3 protein-coding genes are annotated in these 2,255 nt (G+C 31.6%); all 3 read right to left on the minus strand.

Annotation, left to right across the window (positions count from 1 at the left end; all coding sequences use genetic code 11):
* Positions 1 to 196 precede the first annotated feature (196 nt).
* The 3 genes from VFS71_RS08230 to VFS71_RS08240 all read right to left on the minus strand — a co-directional run bounded on the left by VFS71_RS08230 (position 197) and on the right by VFS71_RS08240 (position 2,206).
* Positions 197 to 634, minus strand: coding sequence for a hypothetical protein (locus VFS71_RS08230; RefSeq protein WP_326400465.1), 438 nt, complete (start codon positions 632 to 634; stop codon positions 197 to 199).
* A gap of 235 nt (positions 635 to 869) precedes the next feature.
* Positions 870 to 1,460, minus strand: a complete 591-nt coding sequence (locus tag VFS71_RS08235; RefSeq protein ID WP_326400466.1) for a hypothetical protein — start codon at positions 1,458 to 1,460, stop codon at positions 870 to 872.
* A gap of 194 nt (positions 1,461 to 1,654) precedes the next feature.
* Entirely contained in the window at positions 1,655 to 2,206 is a 552-nt protein-coding gene (locus tag VFS71_RS08240; RefSeq protein WP_326400467.1) for a DUF2199 domain-containing protein, read from the minus strand.
* Positions 2,207 to 2,255 lie beyond the last annotated feature (49 nt).

The raw sequence follows: 2,255 nt of genomic DNA on the forward strand, positions 1-2,255 counted from the left end.
AAGTAAAAATAAAATCTGTTTCATCAGTTTAATTTCTGTTTTTCTGGTAATGGCTACTAACGTTCTGGTACTACAGCGGGTTTGGGACTAAATTAAGCTCTATTTTCGGATTTGCCAAATCATCCCAAATACAAAACCATCATTCCATTAAGCCAATTGCCCAAATCCGTTGTAGTAGCTGTTAGTAGCCGTTTTTTTATCTGTTTTTATAATATTCTTTTCCAAATATTGCTGGCTCTTTCATTTCTTTTAAAAGAACTTTTTGTCCTTCAGGACATTCATATTTATATAATAGTTTCAATATTCGATTCCTAATTCTAACCTGTTCCTTATCCGATAACTTTGGTGTTAAACCATCAATATCACCTTCAAATATTTTCGGATTATAGGCGACTCTAATTGAATAGTAGTCGCAACCAATAATTTCTCGTGGACCACTTTCAAAGTAAAGAATGTATTTTGGTTTTATAAAATGATTCTTTACATAATTTAAACCTTCTATAAAACTTGAATCTTGAATTTTATCGATTGAGTACGCTTCTGTTATTTCTTTCCAAGCATTTTTGGATTGACAAGTCGTATTGATACTTCCTATTTCTGAAGTTTCAGAATTAACACCATAACAACTTAACAAAAGTAATAGAAGTAGAAAGGAACAAAATTTTAAGAAGTTATTTATCATCATTAATTTTATCTATAGAACTTTTAGCTCACGTAAAATGGCTACTAACGTTCTGGTACTACAGTGGGTTTGGGACTAAATTAAGCCCTATTTTCGGATTTGCCAAATCATCCCAAATACAAAACCAACTTTCCATTAATCCTAATGCCCAAATCCATTGTAGTAGCTGTTAGCGGTAGTTTTTTATTTATTTTGGACTTGTTTTTTCAAGAACAAAGCTTACTCCTACAAGCAAACTACCTAAAACATATAACAAAGTAAATATAATATTCCAAAGATTTTGTTTTGCATCAACTTCATCAACTTTTACAGAAAACTGATTATCTAAATCTAAATAATTCTTTTCAAAAAAGGATTTAACAAACTCGAAATTATAATGTACTTTTTCATAATTTCCTGAATTGTAGCTTGAAATGTTAGTACTATCAATTTCTCTTTTTGAATTTATAATTTTTTTATAGTTTTCAGCATCATCAGTAATTCTTCCTTTGCTCCAACTTAAGAGGTTTATATATGTTCTGCACAATCCTACTTGTATAAAAGTAAGCACTACTAAATCTTGCTTTTCTTTTTTAGCCTCAACATTATAAGCAACTTCATAATTTGCTCTTTGAACCTCTGTAATATCAATAACTAATTGTGAACGTTCAAGTTTCTGTTTTTCATTTATCCAATTTGATTCAAATTTTTTTTCGACAATCCAAGATAAAAAGAGTATAGTTCCTCCTAAAATAGCTATCCAGGTTTGATTATTTATTTTTTTTATAGTCTTAATCATCGTTGATATTTTATAATGAACGTTCTTCAAAATTACCGCTAACGTTCTGGTACTACAGCGGGTTTGGGACTAAATTAAGCCCAATCTTCGGATTTGCCAAATCATCCCAAATACAAAACCAACTTTCCATTAAGCCAATTGCCCAAATCCGTTGTAGTAGCTGTTGGCGGTAGCTCTTTTTAGCACAAAAGGCGCTAGTTTTGATTATGCTGTTCTCTCAATATTTTTGCAACAATCTCTGATGCTTGTTTATAGGTAATTCCTTTTTCTTGGTCAATAGTCAAACGATGTTTTTCCTCAATGCATTTAATTTCAGGAATTATTCCGACTTCTTGCTCTTTCGCTATTGCCTTTATGTTTAATGTGTCTCCATAGGTCGGAACAATTGTCTGTAACCAACCAAAATATGGTTCTTCGCTTATTCTACTTGGGTCTTCCCACAAGTCCATTCGTTTCGCAAAGTTGTCTTCGCTTATTGATGTCCACACGTTAAAAATTAAATTTTCGGTATGGTCAATTATTGGAATTGTTATTCTCCCACGATGAAAAAAATGTTGTTTGTCGACAACACATAAACTTTCTTTAAGTTCAATTCGTTGTTCACGTTCATCAGGAGAAACAGAAAAATAATAGTCGGGATATTCAGAACCAAAACAAAGTGGTAACTCATCGTAAGTCTTTCCGCAACAAGAACATTTGTAACTCGGTTTGCTTTTTCCTTTATTCAAAAATGAGAATAATTTCATTTAATTAAATTTCGTTTTTTTCTGTTAGAGTTACCGCCAACGTTCCCGC

Origin of the sequence: Flavobacterium sp. (assembly GCF_035760125.1) — a bacterium.
Taxonomy (GTDB): Bacteria; Bacteroidota; Bacteroidia; order Flavobacteriales; family Flavobacteriaceae; genus Flavobacterium.

Excerpts from the sequence above, each read along its gene's own strand:
- VFS71_RS08235 (WP_326400466.1), bottom strand. The coding sequence starts at position 1,460 with ATGATTAAGACTATAAAAAAAATAAATAATCAAACCTGGATAGCTATT.
- VFS71_RS08240 (WP_326400467.1), bottom strand. The coding sequence starts at position 2,206 with ATGAAATTATTCTCATTTTTGAATAAAGGAAAAAGCAAACCGAGTTAC.